We start from the raw sequence: 15,303 nt of genomic DNA, 5'->3' as shown, positions 1-15,303 counted from the left end.
AGAAGGAAGAAGGAAGAAGGAAGAAGGAAGAAGGAAGAAGGAAGAAGGAAGAAGGAAGAAGGAAGAAGGAAGAAGGAGAATGCAATCCAAACAAAATATCTCGTGCTTAAGATTTGAGACTTCTTGAAGAAGTTGGGAATCTCAAACAGTCTGGGACTCACTCGGACTAAAGAAACCGGGTTTTTTACCCCGTTGCTGCGATTAAAGAAACCGGGGTTTTTTACGCTCATCTGTGGCTGCGACGAAATATTCTTGCAAAAAACCCGGTTTCTGGATACCCGTGCTAAGTCCTAATTTTAAGAAAGTTTTGCATAAATAGCTGAAATAAAATTAACGCTTAAAAAGCCTACTCCTAGTACGAGAATGATAAAGATGGCTATACTGAAAATAGACTTTAGCCGATCGCCAATTCCGGGTTTTTCTGAGTTCATTGGTCAATTTTGGCAGTAAATTTGAGAGGGGCAATTGAGAAAGAGTAGATTATACCAATGGGCGAACAAAAAGGCAACTCCCGACAAGCTCCAAACGACGATCGCCCTCAGTAGGTCGCATTTTTTAACTTTTAATCTAAAATCTAAAATCTAAAATAGTCTTAGGCATTTTTCGGTGAGCCTGGGCAGCCCGAAGTCGATCGCCCGAACCCGATGACGCTAACTCCTGTAAAATAGAGGGCGCGTGGGGGCGAACCTTTTAACAGCCGGAATTGGGCGCGATCGCCACAGGCTCCCAAATACATAATAATATGTCAGTCATCCTTAACTTACTCACAAAGGTAAAAATAGAAGAGTGCCAAGAAATAATCTAAAACATATAACTGAAAAAAGGATAGAAATCGATGCTCCACCCAGTCTCGCAACCTTACCCACAACGAGCAAATACTATGACCCAAAGAGCCGTGCGGAAGCCAAAACCCTCTGTTGCAAACCACTTGAGACCAAGTTTTCCTCAAAGGCACTGGCTGGAGCTGGCAGAGTACGCCTCTCTGGCGGCCTCTGGTGTGGGTTCCCTGGCGGTGGCAGTGTCGGGTCAAGCTTTTTACGGGGTGGCTCCCCTAACTTTGGCTTTGTCGCTGAATGTTGCTAACCGGTATCGGTTCGAGCAGCAAGTGCGGGTGCATCAAAATTCGGAAATGGCCCAAGTCCAAAAGTCTGTCAATAAAGTCGAAAAAACGGCGGTGACGGTAATTGTTAAATTACGCAAGCAGTTGTCTGCAGATATTGCAGCGCTGCGCCAGCAAATGGCTGCACTGCCTAGGCATGAGGCTTTTGAGGAGTCGATCGATATTCAGCGGCAGTTACTGAGTTTAGGAGAGTCAGTAGCTTCTTTGCAAGAAATCGTGGCGTCTGCTGTGCTCGATGTCCGCCAGCAGGTGAGCGAACAACTGCAAGATTTATCGGTTGGCCAACGGGCGAATCTCCAAGCTGTGGAACAGGCTATAGAGCAACTGCAAAGTGCGACGCAAGGCTTGGCAGAAACTTCTATCAGCCGAGATGACTGGGAAGTAGTAAATACTAGATTTTTGGAAATCCAAAAAGTCATGGCCAATTTGCAAAGCCAACTGCAAGCTCCAGCACACCAATCGAGTGCGGATTTGTCGATCGTCCAAGCTCAAATCCACCGTTTGGAACACGAGCAGCAAGAAGTTGTCAAACCTCATCTCAAGCGCTTAATCTCAGTTGTCAAGGAGTTGCAGCACACACCAGAGAACCGTCAGTAGTCATTAGTCAGCAGTCATTAGTCAGTAGTCATTAGTCAGGAGTCATTAGTCATTAGTCAACAGTCAACAGTCAACAGTCAGCAGTCAACAGTCATTAGTCAACAGTCATTAGTCAACAGTCATTAGTCAACAGTCATTAGTCAACAGTCAACAGTCAACAGTCAACAGTCAACAGTCATTAGTCATTAGTCATTAGTCATCAGTCAGAAGGAATACTTTTTCCATCGGACACGCTCGACATTCTCCGACTCTCCGACTCTCGCCCGATCGAGTCCTACTTTTTCGACAACTGTGTTAAAAGATTAAAAGCTAATCTGTCTAGTTCAACTGTCTTCAACCTGTTACAAGAAAATTAAATGACTGCAACCGTAACTATTGCTGATAACCCGTTACTAATCGGTCAAGGATTGCCCCCATTTGACGCGATCGAACCACAACACGTAGTCCCCGCCATCACCCAACTGCTGACCGAACTAGAAGCCTCGCTAGCTGACTTAGAATCGTCTGTAGAACCGACTTGGAGCGGCTTAGTAGAACCATTGCAGCGACTCGGAGAGCGTTTAAATTGGAGCTGGAGCATTGTCGGACATTTGATGGGGGTGAAAAATAGCCCGGAACTGCGATCGGCTCACGAAACAGTGCAGCCAGAAGTAGTAAAATTTTGGAGCAAGCTCAGTCAAAGCAAACCGCTTTATGAAGCTTTTAAAGCGCTGCGGGCTAGCGAAAATTGGGACAGCTTAGAGTCAGCTCAAAAGCGAATTGTTGAAGCCGCTCTCCGAGACGCCCAACTCTCCGGCGTCGGTTTAGAAGGCGAGCAAAAAGAGCGTTTTAATGCCATTCAATTAGAATTGGCCGAAATTACAACCCAATTTTCCAATCACGTCCTCGACGCTACCAAAGCATTCAGCATCACCCTCACAAACAAAGACGAAATTGACGGTTTGCCGCCGAGTTTGTTGAGTTTAGCAGCTCAAGCCGCTCGCAGCGCCGGCGAAGAAAATGCAGATGCCGAAAATGGCCCTTGGCGGATTACTTTAGACTTTCCGAGTTACGGCCCTTTCATGCAGCACGGCACCCGCCGCGACTTGCGCGAAAAGTTGTACAAAGCTTTTATCGGCAGAGCAAGTAGCGGAGAATTGAATAACTGGCCGTTGACCGATCGCATTTTAGCTTTGCGCCAGGAAAAAGCTGCTTTGCTGGGGTTTAGTAGTTATGCCGAATTGAGCTTGGCGAGCAAAATGGCTCCCGACGTTACAGCAGTGGAAGCTTTGTTAGAAGAATTGCGTCAGGCTAGTTATGATGCTGCTATCAAAGATTTGGAAGAATTGAAAGCTTTTGCTGCCGAAAAAGGCGCGGCGGAAGCTGGGGATTTGAAGCACTGGGATGTAGGTTTTTGGTCGGAACGGCGCAGGGAAGAAAAGTTTGCTTTTAGTGCCGAAGAATTGCGGCCTTATTTTGCTTTGCCACAGGTATTAGAGGGGTTATTTGGATTAGTAAAGCGGCTGTTCGGCGTGACAGTAACGGCGGCGGACGGTCAAACTCCTGTGTGGCACAAAGATGTGCGCTATTTCCAAATAGATGATGAAGCAGGAAATACGATCGCCAATTTCTATTTAGACCCCTACAGCCGCCCCGAGGAAAAGCGCGGCGGTGCTTGGATGGGCGAGTGCGTGGTGCGCGCTAAATTTGTGGAAGCGGGAAAAACAACTACGCGGTTGCCGGTGGCTTATTTGGTGTGCAACCAAAGTCCTCCGGTTGACGGCAAACCGAGTTTAATGACTTTTTTGGAAGTCGAAACTTTGTTTCACGAATTCGGTCACGGTTTGCAGCATATGCTGACAACGGTAGACTATCCGGGGGCTTCGGGCATCAATAATGTTGAGTGGGATGCAGTGGAATTGCCCAGTCAATTTATGGAAAATTGGTGTTACGATCGCGCGACTTTGTTCGGGATGGCAAAGCATTACGAAACCGGGGAAACTTTGCCGGAACACTACTACCAAAAACTGCTAGCAGCGCGCCACTACATGAGCGGCAGCGTTATGCTCAGGCAAGTACATTTTAGCAGGGTTGACATCGAATTGCACCACCGGTATCGATCGGGCGGCAGCGAAACTGTAGCCGATGTCCGCAACCGCATCGCTAAAACTACGACTGTTTTGCCTCCTCTGGAAGAAGACGCATTTTTGTGCGCTTTCGGACACATTTTTGCGGGTGGCTATGCGGCGGGATATTACAGTTACAAATGGGCGGAAGTGCTAAGCGCTGATGCTTTTGCGGCGTTTGAAGAAGCGGGTTTGGAAGATGAAAGCGCGATCGCCTCTACAGGTAAGCGCTTCCGAGATACAGTATTAGGATTGGGCGGCAGTTTGCACCCGATGGAAGTGTTTAAAACTTTCCGGGGACGCGAACCGATCACTAAAGCTTTGTTGAGACACAGCGGTTTAGTTGCAGCTTAATTAAGTGTGGAATTACTGGGGATTAATGCGGGTGAATTTATCTGCATTAATCCCTGTTTTTTGTTAAACAAGATTTAGGCATATCCTTTATGTTTAGGGTGTTTATATCTAGTCCGATCGATTGACCATAATATCCCGGCCGGGCGGGTTTTTGAGATTGTCAATTATTGGCAGATATTGTTGGTGAACCCGCCCCTACCTGATTTCGGCTACTCGACCGGACATGATATTAGGGGCCCACCTTACCGCTATAATTCACACGTAAAACCACTTTTGGCGTAACTTTTGCTGAATAAAAAATGTTTCTAGTGAGGACTAAAGCGCTCAGATTTTTATACTAATCCCACAAACTATTGCTACATATAATCGTGTTACCACCTGTAGGGAAACGGCAATGCCGTGTCCGGCGCGGGACTCGACAAAATTTCATAATAGTTATAAAATTGAGAATTCTAGCAACACTTTTTTTATTGGTATTAATAGGACTCAAATTTTCACTTCCGACCCATTTTATTGTATAACACGATCCAAGAAACATCTGTAGTTTGGCACATCATTCCCAATATTTTTGTGGAAAATCGGGCAGAAAGTGCGTTAGCGAAGCCCGCCCCTACGGGGGCTACGCCAACGAAGAGGATCGCCAGCGGCTTTTAGTTTAAGTTGAAGGCCGATCCAACCAGCATTTGCGAATATTTGCTGTCATCGATCAGTGATTATACTTAACTTTCCCTCTCCCTGAAATTAAATTTATATTTCGCAACATTTCCGGGCTGTTTTCTCGATACAGCTAATGCTTTTATTTGCAACTAAAAATCGACGCTTTTACCGAATCTTTAAGATAGAGTGGCAACAGCGAGTGTTTTTTGAATTTTCGATAAAGAACGGGGTACTCGGCGTCAAAAGGGTAAAAAATTAATCTCAATTAAAAAAATTAGTTGAGATTAATTTGAGGATTGTAATAAAAAATCTTTGTATATATGATAAAAAGTAAGGAGTGATAGTTAGTCGTTCACCCATAAATTAAGATTTTCATGGATATTCAATTAATTAATATCGGTTTCGGTAACATTGTGTCTGCTAACCGAGTGATTGCCATTGTCAGTCCCGAGTCAGCGCCAATTAAGCGGATTATTACTGATGCGCGGGAGCGGGGACAACTGGTTGACGCAACTTACGGCCGCCGCACGAGAGCGGTAATTATTACAGATTCGAGTCACGTCATCCTCTCGGCGATTCAGCCGGAAACGGTTGCTAATCGTTTTGTGATCAGCAAAGATGGTCAAAGTCGGGATGATTGAGGTTTTTCAGTTGCAATTTGAGCGCTTACAGTCTAAAGTAAGCGGAAACTTAAATTGTTACAGGTTATCTATTCTAAAAATGAAAGCTGGTAAATTAATTGTTCTGACGGGGCCTAGCGGTGTGGGGAAAGGCACCTTAGTACGATCGCTCCTCAATCGCCATTCCGAATTGTATCTTTCGGTATCGGTGACAACTCGTGAGCCCCGTGAGGGAGAAATTGAGGGACAGCACTACTATTTTGTCAACCGCAGTCGGTTTGAAACAATGGTTGAGGCTGGAGAGTTGGCGGAATGGGCTGAGTTTGCCGGTAATTTTTACGGTACTCCTTATTTTGGTCTCAAGCAAGGAATTGGTGAGGGAAAATGGGTAATCCTCGAAATAGAGTTGGAAGGGGCTAGGCAAATTAGGAATAATTTTCCAGAGGCGCTGCGAATTTTTATTTTACCTCCTTCTTGGGAAGAATTGGAACGGCGCTTGCGGAGTCGGGGTCAAGATTCCGAAAGTGCGATCGCCCGTCGGTTGGTGCGGGCTAAAGAGGAAATTGAAGCTGCGGGGGAATTCGATTTCCAAGTTGTTAATGACGACTTGGAAGTTGCTTTGAAAAAGCTAGAATCAATACTTAATTTGGAGTAATTTTTAGGTGGGGATGAGTGAATTTTGAAGTTTTATTGATACTAATGCCCAACAGCACGACACGGAAGTCACGGATACACTGATAGTTGTTTTTTCTTCTCACTTCTGAATCACCATTAAGAATTAATCCGTGTATCCGTGTCAAAATCAGTGTCGTGCATTCCTTGTTCCTTCAATCTTACCCATTTCTCCGTCCTGGCTAAAGCTTCGCTACTTTGTTTGATAGCAACACAAACTTTTAAATTCAATTCCAGAATATTCGATGAAGGCGAAATTTTTCTCAACGGTTCAATTTCGCGAGCAGAACAGCCCAACATTTCCATATAAGCTAGCGTCCAGCCAATAGCTGAAATGTCCCCTACCGTGCCTTCTCCGGCGCAAAGGTAACAACCCAATTCGCCCTCCGACCCACACTCAGGACAAACCCAATTGCCCAGTTGTGAATGGGGCAGATTTGTGCGGGACGCGGATGCAATTGTTAATGCTTTAATATGATTTTGAACTACTTGTTTAAAACCTCGGTTGTGGTTGCTGCGGTGGTCGGAATTACCGTGCGATCGCCCGATTGCTACTGCTTGCTGTTGTGGCGAAGCAACAGAGGCTGTTTGATTCTCCCTGGTTACTCTAGATTCGCCTAGATTCGCAGTTAGCTGAATACGATAGTCCTTCGACTCTTCAGTCTGAGAGTGGTTGAGTGCGCTGGAGGAATCGGGTTCGGAAGTTGTGAAGGATTGTTCTATGCGATCGGCAAAATCTTGCATTGAGAGGTGATGTTCGATCGCCAAAGACCAAGTTCTTTTATGTCGGAGGTCGCCATATTTTCTGGCTTCTTCCTCAGTAATGCCGATCGCCGCAGCCTCTTGGCGCAGCACATTCATCGAAGTCATTGTATCTGATATCATTAGTTTGTTTGCAGTTAAATTTACGATCGCCGGCTCAGCCTACAAATAAATTACCTTAGATATACTACAATAGTCCGGACTATTTTGAGATCCTAGTCGGAAACCCTTGATTTTTCGTTAGGAAGTCGATTCTGCAATCGCCCTGAAACCCTTATTTTACGCTTGGCAATCACCCACTGTCCGCAGCATTGATAGTAGCCTAAATCTAAAATCTAAAATCTAAAATCTAAAATTGGATGACTTCAATTCTTCCCGATACAGCTTTATCTGTTGCCGGACTAACATCATACCTGCAAGACTTGTTGGAGGGCGATCGCAACCTGCAATCAATTTGGCTGACAGGCGAGGTGTCTAACGTTTCGCACCACCCTAGCGGCTGCTTTTTCACTCTGTGCGACACCGACAAAAGCGCTGCTATTCGCTGCGTGGTGTGGAATTCTCAGCGGCAAAAATTGGTGCAAATCCCGGAAAAAGGGGAACAGTTGCTGGTTTTGGGAAGCATCCGGGTTTACAAAAATCGCGGCGAGTACCAGTTGACTGTTGTGCAATCGCTACCGGCTGGGGCAGGATTGCAGGCTTTGCGGTTGCAGCAATTGCGATCGCGCTTGGATGCTGAGGGTTTCTTCGATCCCGCCAGAAAGCGCCCGATTCCGGCACACCCGCAAATTGTGGCCGTGGTGACATCCGATACTGGCGCTGCTTGGGGAGACATTCAGCGGACTCTAGCCCAAAGATATCCGGGTTTGCGGGTGTTGCTGTCGCCGACAGGAGTGCAGGGAGAATTGGCTGCTGCTGCGATTGCTAGGGCGATCGCCCGTGTAGAATTGGACGGTAGGGCTGATGTGATCATTTTAGGGCGGGGCGGCGGTTCGGCGGAAGATTTGGCTTGTTTTAATGATGAGAGAGTTGTCAGGGCGATCGCCAATTGTGCGATTCCAATTATTACAGGTATCGGACACGAAAGAGACGAATCTCTCGCGGATTTAGTAGCAGATAAACGAGCCCACACTCCCACTGCGGCGGCCGCTCAAGCTGTACCAATTTTAGCAGATATTTACTTTGAACACAAGCAGCGAATGGTCAATTTAGCAAACGCTGTGCGGGCCAGATTTCAGGCAGAAGAAGAGCATTTACAACTATTACAAAATCGATTAAAACGCTTGCCTGCGACATCCCGAACTTTGCGGCAAGCAACTGGTAAACTGGAGGTATTGCAAGAAAAGTTATCCGCACTGAACCCAGCGGCGGTATTGCAAAGGGGTTATGCGGCGGTAATCCAAAGTGACGGTACTATCGTCCGCACAACTGACGGTTTGGAATTGGGAGAGGAATTGACTGTGAGGTTGAGTCGGGGCGTGCTGAAAGTTAAGATTGTAGAAGTATTGGATGCGGAAGAAAAGTTATGATTGATTCGCAGTTGCGCCAGTCAGACTGGAATTATGAGGAAACGGTCGATCGAATTGAAGCGATTATCGATCGGGTGGAATCGGGAGAGTTGCCTCTAGAGGAGGTTTTCGAGCAGTTTGGGGTGGCTGTGGAGTGTTGGCAGGAGTGCGAAAGCTTTTTGGCGCGGGGGAAGGAACAGATGGATTTGTCGATCGAGCTTTTGGCTGCGGAACCCGATTTTTAACCGGAGATAAACTCGGAGTAATGTGGATAAGCGCAGGCTCTAGCAAGGTATATAGCCATTTTTTGTCTCAAAGTTATAGATTAAGAGAAGGACGAAGTTAAAAATTTTAAATGTTCACCCTCAATTTGTAGTACATCCTCTAAGCTTCCTTGTAATTTTAATTGACCTTCTTGCATATAAATAATATGATGGGCTCTCCGATTTACGGTGGGACGATGACTAATGAGAATTGTTGTTTTTTCTTGACGATATTCTAATAATTTATCTAGTAGTTTTTGTTCACTAATAGGGTCTAATCCGGCGGTAGATTCATCTAAAATTAGCACAGGTGGATCGTTGACAATTGCTCTGGCAATTGCTAATCTTTGACGTTGACCTCCTGATAAGTTGGTTCCAAATTCTCCTAATACGGTTAAATATTTCTCAGGAAGCCGATTGATAAATTGATCTGCTTCGGCAATTTGACAAGCTTTAACAATTTCTTCAAAGGTGACATGGGGTGAACCTAAGCGAAAGTTTTCAATGATACTCCGACTCCAAAAATGGGCATCTTGAGGAACTAAGATTATCTGTTTTCTAACACATTCTATGGCTAAGTTTTGTAAGTTATAAGCTCCAACTTTGATTGTTCCTCCCTGTTGTTCGTATAATCCGGTAATTAGTTTTACTAGGGTACTTTTACCGCAACCAGATTGACCAAGAATGGCTGTTACTTTTCCCCCTTCTATCATTACATCAAAATTATTTAATAAATCTAGTCTTCCAGCATGATGAAACTGTAGATCCTCGCAATATATATTATCATGAGGTTGGAAACCTACCCATTCCTTTTTTTGATCGTCTTGTACTTCTGAACGATAATCAATTACTGATGTTAGTCGTTCAATTGCGGTTTTTACTTTGACAAATTCATCAATCAAGCCAATTATTGTACCAATAAAACCCGAAAAATTACCATTCATACTATTAAAGGCTAATAGTTGTCCAATGGTTAATTCTTTATCGATCACAAGGGTACTACCTAGCCAGAGTAAGCCAACTCCACCAATATTAGAAATAATACCGGAAAATGTGCTATTAGTAATCCCAATTTGGGCTGTTCTAAAACCCATATTGGCGAGTCGTCCGAATCGAGTTTGTAAGTCTTCCCAAAATTGCGGTTCGGCAGTGGTTGTTTTTAAGGTAAGAGCACCTTTAAAGGTTTCTACTAATACCCCTTGATTTTCGGCATCTAAAACCATGATCTCTCTAATTTTACGCCGTAATGGAACGAGAAATATTAGGGGGGATACAGCATTTAAAAGAGTTAGTATTACGATAAATAAGCTGAGTTTCCAGCTATAAAATAGCATGAGTGCAAAAGAAATAACGGCAATAAAAAACTGACTCGGTAAACTAATTACAATTTGGGCGACTAATTGGTTAATTTGTTGAATGTCTCCTAAACGACTGATGACTTCGCCGCTGCGGTGAGATTCGTAATATTGGAGGGGTAAACGCAGTATTTTACGTCCAAATTCTTTGACGAATCCCAGTTCTAAACGTTGGGTAAATTGGGTGATCAAATTGGCTTGTACTACTCCTAAGCCACTACTGACTAAGTTCATTATGATAATGGCTATTGCCAATCCTCTTAAAATTTGTGTCTCACCTCGAATCAGTACGTCATCGGTTAATATTTGAATTAAAAATGGTGAAGTTAAAGATAAAAGTCCGACGCAAATATTAATTATAAAGGATTCAAATAGGATAAATTTATAAGGTGTAACGCGCTGGAAGAAGCGGCTAATTCCCTGAATTTTATCTTCAGGTTGTTGGGCAAAGCGAATAGGATCTGGTTGTAATAAAAGAGTGGTTAATCCTGTCCAGTTTTGGGCTAATTCTTGACGGGTAATATAACGAATTCCCACAGCCGGGTCAGCAATGACATATTTTGTCCATTTTTTACCATATAAAACAACATAATGATAGCCTTTCCAGTGGATTATTGCTGGTAAAGGAGCATCTTTCATTTTGTTCAAGATGTCGGGGTTTGCTCGTTTAGAAACAGCATCAAATCCCAGATTTTCTGCACCTCGTCTTAATCCGGTTAAGGTTGTGCCTAATTGTCCTGTTCCAATGGCTTCTCTAATGCGATTTATACTAAAACTTTTATTATAATACTTGACAATTGTTGCTAAACAGGCTGCACCGCAATCTTCTTCATTTTGTTGTAAGATGCTGGGGTATTTCATTAGATAGATGCTCTGATTTCTAAAATATTAATATTATTTAATTTTTAGGTTAGTTAAAGGATATTACGGCGTGTTTCTATCTAGGGCACGTCAGTAAAGATTAAACAGTAGTAAAGTAAATATTGACTACCTTACTACTGTTATTTTCTCATTCCCATTAGATGAGTAAATTATATTAACTGGCGATTAGCCGGCCTTTACTATCTCGATAGGGAGCATTACATTTGTTGTAATCATTATTGTCGGCAGTAAGATTTCAAACATTGAAAGTTTCCCATCTTCCATTGTTCTTAATACCGAATCTGGCGCTACCAGGTACATCCCTATCGTTTGCGATGCCCACACCTGCTCGTATTCCATCACCATAGGTGTTTTTGTTATCCCAAAAAATAACCCCATTACCGCGTTGGTTCAACCACCACCGGGCAGCATTTATTGCAGCCCTGACTGCTGTGGGACCCCATTTAATTGCTGCACGGATAAGAGCCGGATTACCCCCCTGTACAGATACTTCTTCCTCAGCGGTGATGTCAGTAAACAAAGGATTGTTATGAATGTCTTTCATTGATGTCTCCTACTTGATTAATGATTTAGTTTGGCTAATGTGATACAATGTAAATGATAAAAAAAAATTATCAATAGACTCAACGCACCTTTACAAAAGATTTATAATTCGGCAGAGTTTTGTGAGTTTTTCGTGAATTTTTATCCTGAAAGCTTTACCCATATTGAATCGTAGGAAATTCCGCAATGTTACTGAGAAACCCCAACCCCGATTTTCTCCCCGTTTCTGGGCAGGATGATTTTTTGCCCCCCGTTAGTGGCTGGACAATTTTTGGGGGCATATTTTTAGTGGGTACAGTGGCGATCGCCTTTACCGTAGCCGCGTTTACCCCCTTACCCGTCACCGTGAAAGCCCCAGCAATGGTGCGCCCCACTGGGGAGGTGAAACTGGTACAAGCACCCACCGAGGGGACTGTGATCGGGATTGATGTGAAAGAAAATCAAACTGTAACTCAAGGACAACCTTTAGTCACTTTAGATGCTTCTCGGTTTAGCACTCGTCAATCCCAACTTCAGGGGGGTGTAGAACAAAATTTGCAACAATTACAACAGATTTCAGAACAATTAAAAAATTTAAACCTGCAACTGGATGCAGAAACAGAAAGAATGAAGCGAACCATAGCTTCTGCTCAAGCGGATTATTTTCGCCTTCAACAAGAATATAATGAACGACGTTTAACTGTACAAGCTCAAGTAAATGAAGCCACAGCTAACTTGCAAGTTGCTGAGCAAGAATTGCAAAAAGCTCAAAGCGATATTAACGCTTCAGAAGCCTCTTTACGTGCTAGTAAGTCAGCTTTAAAAAATGCACAGGAAAAACGAGATCGCTATCAAAGTTTTGGCTTAGATGTATTAAGCCAAAACCAGTTAGAAGAAGCTCAATTAGCGGTCGAACAACAACAAGAAACAGTAGCAGAGCGTGTCGCATTATTGCAAAGTCAAAAACAAACTGTACTGCGTCAGTTTAAATCTGTAGACTCTGCTAAAGCACGTTTACAAGCAGCCTTAGCCAGTCTTAATCCTAGTAATGGAGCGGTGACAATGGCCCAAGAAAAAATTGCTCAGGAAAAAGCCACAGGACAAGGCAGTTTCGCGCGTTTAAAGCAGGAACAAAATAGTTTATTACAGCGTAAAAGTGAACTTGAGAAGCAATTAGGGAGCGAGCGTCAAGAATTATTACAAGTGCAACGCGACCTCCGTAAAACTGTTGTTTCTGCACCCATATCAGGGATTATTCTAAAATTAAACTTACGTAACCCTAATCAAACAGTCCGTACAGGGGAAGAGATTGCTCAAATTTCTCCTAGCAATACTCCTTTGGTGATTAAAGCTAGGGTTTCTACTCAGGATATTGGTAAAGTCAAAATTGGACAAAAATCACAAATGCGGGTGAGCGCTTATCCTTACCCAGATTATGGAATATTAAAAGGAACAGTAACTGCGATTTCTCCTGATTCTCTTAGCCCACAAAATACAGGAAATAATCCTATTATTCCTTATTATGAAGTAACGATTAAACCGGAGCAATTATATTTAAAAGATGATCGGAAAAATGTTTTACAATCTGGGATGGAAATACAAGCAGATATTGTCGCTAAAAATGAAACTGTTTTGAAATTTATTTTACGTAAAGCACGGTTATTAACTGATTTGTAAGCAACTTAGCAAGCTAAACACTAGACCAGACGAAGGGAAAATTTTCCATTGAGGATACAAAGCAATCAACCTTAAAAGCCTGCTACCACTGCCCCATTGAAGCAAATACCCAACCAAGCTGATTTTTGTCTTCTGCACCTAAACCCTATCTATAAGAGATGTCGCAGGAGTTAGCCAGTTTATGCAAATTCAAAAAATAAATCATATCAAACCCAAAGGAACAGATGGATTTGTCGATCGAGCTTTTGGCTGCGGAACCAGATTTTTAACCGGAAATAAACTCGGATTAATGTGGATGAAATAGGGCGTTTTGCCCCAAGTCAGACAGGGAATTAATTCCCTGTTTCATAGCTCTCGAAACAACCCGGATGCTGCCCAAATTTTCATCAAGTTTTAACTTCACTTTAAAACTACCTTTTTTTCACCCACAGAAATTTCCACATAACAATCTCTTGCCAACTCAGCCCCATAAGCAATACAAGCCAAAATGTCTTCTCGTTCAATTCCCGGATATTCCTCAAGCAATTCTTCAAAAGTCATTCCACTAGCGAGAAAGTCAAGAATCAGAGAAACCCAGATGCGATGGCCGCGAATACAGGGTTTGCCAAAGCAGATATTCGAGTCGATTGAGATGCGAGACAGTAAATTATTTTGAGTCATGTCTTTTCAATTAGATATTTTCCATTGATTCATTGTAATGAATTTTAGGGTTGAGTTGGGTGGGGCGGGTTTACAATAGGGACTTCTCCATTGCGCTTGTGAAGGGATATCGCAGGAGTCACCCAGTTTATGCACATTCAAAAAATAAATCATATCAAACCCTATTGATAGCAAAGGATTTGATATGAAGCGAATTCTATTAGCCAGGATTTGGTATAGCGCGGTTTCTACAATTTGTCGATCGACCTTTTGGCTTGATCTGCCAGATTTTTCACCGCATTTTTAGCATCTTCTGCTGCGTGGCGGGCGGCAGCTTCGGCTTGTTTGGCTTTGCCTTCAACCTGGTCTTTTCTGTTGCCCGTGATACTACCGAAAATTTCCTGAGCTTTGCCTTCTAAATTTTTGCCGATCGCCTTAGCTCTGTCTTCTGCACTCATAATAAGCTCCGTTTGGCAAGTTGCTATAGTAACATTGTAAAATTAACTCGGCTGCAATTGCCTTTAACTTCATATTAATTTATATTCTGCTTGACCTCGGTCTTCTTCTGATGATTTACTTTCGGCAAACTCCTCACTCAAAAAACCAAGGATTTTTTTGTGACAACTGTATACATCCGCAAAATTCGTCTTAAAAAACTATTTCAAACTCGCCGCAGCAACTTTAATTGGTTCCAGCAATTCTAACGGCAAATGCAACATATTCAATTGGGTGCTATCTGCTGCTTTCCTTTCCGGATCGGGGCCGTGATAATCGCTGCCACCAGTTGCCAGCAAACCGTAATGAACGCACAAATCTTTCAACTTTTGGATTTGGCTGGAACTGTGGCTGGGATGGTATACTTCAACTCCCATTAAACCAGCATCTACTAATTCTTTTAAGACTTCCTCAACAGCGCCGCCGCGAAATAAATAAGGGTGAGCCCAAACTGGTACTGCGCCACAACTTTTCAGTAAATCAATGCCTTCGACGATCGAGAATTTCTCGTAATGCACATAAGCCGGGCCGTCATCTCCCAGCCAGCGATCGAATGCTTCCCGCGATGATTTCGCGTGACCGGCTTTTACAAGTGCAGAGGCAATGTGAGGCCTTCCCGGTGCCATTCCTGGGGATGTTTTTGGCAGTTCGATCGCGTATCCCATTGCTGCTAATTTTTCGACCATTTCCTGCGATCGGCGAAACCTCCCTTCGAGGCGATCGTTCAAAGGAACTCGCAACTTATTTGCATCGGGATAAAAACCTAAAATGTGCAGCGATCGGCCGTTGTGAACCGTGCTGAGTTCGAGTCCGGGGACTATTTCGATACCGTGCAAAGCAGCGGCAGCGAAGGCTTCATCCCAACCCGACATCGTATCGTGATCCGTGACGGCCAAGGCGCGAACCCCCGATGAAGCGGCCGCGGCTACGAGTTCGGCAGGGGTGAGAGTGCCGTCGGAATAAGTAGTGTGACAGTGGAGTTCTAGCATTTTTTTTGGTAAGTTAAAGTCTGTGAAATCTGCAATTATTTCCCTCACTCACGCCACATATATCATCCCTGCGATCGACAAGTTTT

At 43.7% G+C, this 15,303-nt stretch carries 16 protein-coding genes; 8 read left to right on the top strand and 8 right to left on the bottom strand.

All coding sequences use genetic code 11. The features are described from left to right. Positions 1–296: 296 nt before the first annotated feature. A complete protein-coding gene (locus tag QUA00_RS06560; protein WP_333409135.1) occupies positions 297–431 on the bottom strand; it encodes a hypothetical protein in 135 nt (44 codons plus the stop codon). A 161-nt stretch (positions 432–592) separates the two neighbouring features. After that, on the bottom strand, positions 593–736 hold the full coding sequence (locus tag QUA00_RS06555) for a hypothetical protein (RefSeq protein ID WP_333409134.1): 144 nt from the start codon (positions 734–736) through the stop codon (positions 593–595). Between the two features lie 144 nt (positions 737–880). On the opposite strand from QUA00_RS06555, the gene QUA00_RS06550 reads away from it, so the two are divergent. The 4 genes from QUA00_RS06550 (at position 881) to gmk (ending at position 6,108) form a co-directional block, all read left to right on the top strand. Beyond that, on the top strand, positions 881–1,717 hold the full coding sequence (locus QUA00_RS06550) for a hypothetical protein (RefSeq protein ID WP_333409133.1): 837 nt from the start codon (positions 881–883) through the stop codon (positions 1,715–1,717). Between the two features lie 356 nt (positions 1,718–2,073). Beyond that, positions 2,074–4,176: a M3 family metallopeptidase gene (locus QUA00_RS06545; protein WP_333142403.1), complete on the top strand. Its 2,103-nt coding sequence runs from the start codon at positions 2,074–2,076 to the stop codon at positions 4,174–4,176. Between the two features lie 1,031 nt (positions 4,177–5,207). Next, the gene (gene remA / locus QUA00_RS06540; protein ID WP_190659785.1) at positions 5,208–5,474 is read left to right on the top strand and encodes an extracellular matrix/biofilm regulator RemA; all 267 of its coding nucleotides are present in this window, start codon (positions 5,208–5,210) and stop codon (positions 5,472–5,474) included. A gap of 79 nt (positions 5,475–5,553) precedes the next feature. Beyond that, on the top strand, positions 5,554–6,108 hold the full coding sequence (gmk, locus tag QUA00_RS06535) for a guanylate kinase (protein WP_333142402.1): 555 nt from the start codon (positions 5,554–5,556) through the stop codon (positions 6,106–6,108). Between the two features lie 116 nt (positions 6,109–6,224). Here the strand turns inward: gmk and QUA00_RS06530 are convergent, their stop codons facing one another. Next, entirely contained in the window at positions 6,225–7,010 is a 786-nt protein-coding gene (locus QUA00_RS06530) for a hypothetical protein (RefSeq protein ID WP_333142401.1), read from the bottom strand. Positions 7,011–7,246: 236 nt separating this feature from the next. Here QUA00_RS06530 and xseA point away from each other — a divergent pair, with 236 nt between their 5' ends. After that, on the top strand, positions 7,247–8,416 hold the full coding sequence (gene xseA, locus QUA00_RS06525) for an exodeoxyribonuclease VII large subunit (RefSeq protein WP_333142400.1): 1,170 nt from the start codon (positions 7,247–7,249) through the stop codon (positions 8,414–8,416). After that, on the top strand, positions 8,413–8,640 hold the full coding sequence (gene xseB / locus QUA00_RS06520) for an exodeoxyribonuclease VII small subunit (protein ID WP_333082161.1): 228 nt from the start codon (positions 8,413–8,415) through the stop codon (positions 8,638–8,640). The genes xseA and xseB overlap by 4 nt, the downstream gene beginning before the upstream one ends. 80 nt (positions 8,641–8,720) lie before the next feature. On the opposite strand, the gene QUA00_RS06515 is transcribed toward xseB, so the two are convergent. Then, complete coding sequence (locus QUA00_RS06515) at positions 8,721–10,874, bottom strand: peptidase domain-containing ABC transporter (RefSeq protein WP_333142399.1); 2,154 nt, start codon at positions 10,872–10,874, stop codon at positions 8,721–8,723. A 256-nt stretch (positions 10,875–11,130) separates the two neighbouring features. Then, entirely contained in the window at positions 11,131–11,439 is a 309-nt protein-coding gene (locus QUA00_RS06510; protein WP_333142398.1) for a hypothetical protein, read from the bottom strand. A gap of 344 nt (positions 11,440–11,783) precedes the next feature. Between QUA00_RS06510 and QUA00_RS06505 the strand changes: the two genes are divergently transcribed. After that, positions 11,784–13,094 (top strand): HlyD family efflux transporter periplasmic adaptor subunit, encoded by a 1,311-nt coding sequence (locus QUA00_RS06505; protein ID WP_333142397.1) that lies wholly within the window; start codon positions 11,784–11,786, stop codon positions 13,092–13,094. Positions 13,095–13,275: 181 nt separating this feature from the next. Next, positions 13,276–13,398: a hypothetical protein gene (locus QUA00_RS06500; RefSeq protein ID WP_333142396.1), complete on the top strand. Its 123-nt coding sequence runs from the start codon at positions 13,276–13,278 to the stop codon at positions 13,396–13,398. A 95-nt stretch (positions 13,399–13,493) separates the two neighbouring features. Here the strand turns inward: QUA00_RS06500 and QUA00_RS06495 are convergent, their stop codons facing one another. The 3 genes from QUA00_RS06495 to QUA00_RS06485 all read right to left on the bottom strand — a co-directional run bounded on the left by QUA00_RS06495 (position 13,494) and on the right by QUA00_RS06485 (position 15,217). Continuing rightward, positions 13,494–13,754: a DUF433 domain-containing protein gene (locus QUA00_RS06495; protein ID WP_333142395.1), complete on the bottom strand. Its 261-nt coding sequence runs from the start codon at positions 13,752–13,754 to the stop codon at positions 13,494–13,496. A 227-nt stretch (positions 13,755–13,981) separates the two neighbouring features. After that, positions 13,982–14,191, bottom strand: a complete 210-nt coding sequence (locus tag QUA00_RS06490) for a CsbD family protein (RefSeq protein ID WP_333215835.1) — start codon at positions 14,189–14,191, stop codon at positions 13,982–13,984. Between the two features lie 198 nt (positions 14,192–14,389). Next, complete coding sequence (locus tag QUA00_RS06485) at positions 14,390–15,217, bottom strand: PHP domain-containing protein (RefSeq protein ID WP_333142394.1); 828 nt, start codon at positions 15,215–15,217, stop codon at positions 14,390–14,392. Positions 15,218–15,303: the final 86 nt, after the last annotated feature.

The sequence above is a fragment of the Microcoleus sp. T2B6 genome (assembly GCF_036700475.1).
GTDB lineage: Bacteria > Cyanobacteriota > Cyanobacteriia > Cyanobacteriales > Microcoleaceae > Microcoleus.
The sequence above is the reverse complement of the archived record's forward strand: the minus strand, read 5'-3'. Positions and strand labels throughout refer to the sequence as shown.